1 protein-coding gene is annotated in these 815 nt (G+C 67.9%); it reads left to right on the top strand.

Annotated elements, in window-relative coordinates:
• Positions 1–815, top strand: a protein-coding gene (locus tag AB4Z38_RS25660; protein WP_441432330.1) for an IS5 family transposase whose coding sequence is annotated in 2 segments (ribosomal slippage) — positions 1–269 and positions 271–815 — 814 coding nt annotated over the 2 segments. Because the reading frame shifts where the segments join, the coding sequence is not laid out codon by codon here. This gene is flagged as partial in the annotation.

The following is an 815-nucleotide window of genomic DNA, read 5'->3' as shown; positions in this document are numbered from 1 at the left end:
GGCCGTTTCGGGATGACCGCCGTGTCGTGGAGGGCATCATTTACCGGTTCCGGTGCGGGATCCCGTGGCGCGATGTTCCTGCTGAGTTCGGGCCGTGGCAGACGATCTGGAAGCGCCACCGCCGCTACAGCGGCGACGGCACCTGGGACCGGCTCCTGGCCCAGTTGTTGGCCACCGCCGATGCCGCAGGCGTGGTGGATTGGGCGGTCTCGGTCGACTCCACGGTCAACCGCGCCCACCAGCACGGCACGAACCTTCCCCGCCCCACAGGGGGWACCGTCGAATTACATGAATCTGTATGATGAGCCGGCCGACCACGCGATCGGCCGCTCCCGCGGCGGACTGACCACGAAAATCCATGCCCTGGTCGACGGCAACGGCAGGCCTTTGGTGCTGCTGGTTGCCCCCGGCCAGGGCGGGGATGCGCCCATGTTTCCGCACCTGATGGGCCACCTGGCGATCAACCGGGACGGTCCGGGCCGGCCACGGACCCGCCCGGACCGTGTGCGCGGGGACAAAGCGTATTCCTCCCGGGCGATCCGGACCCAGCTGCGGGCCCGGGGCATCACGGCCGTGATCCCGGAACCGTCCGATCAGATCGGACACCGGAAACGGCGGGGCTCCGCTGGCGGCAGGCCACCGGCCTTCGATAAGGAGGACTACAAAGGCCGCAACGTAGTCGAGCGGAACTTCAACACCTTCAAGCAATGGCGCGGCCTGGCCACCCGATACGACAAACTCGCACTCACCTACCGCGGCGGAGCCGTCCTCCGGGCGGTCACCATCTGGCTCGCCGCTTTAGGAGACACGCTCTA

Source organism: Arthrobacter sp. 2RAF6 (assembly GCF_052115205.1).
Taxonomy (GTDB): Bacteria; Actinomycetota; Actinomycetes; order Actinomycetales; family Micrococcaceae; genus Arthrobacter.
The sequence above is the reverse complement of the archived record's forward strand: the minus strand, read 5'-3'. Positions and strand labels throughout refer to the sequence as shown.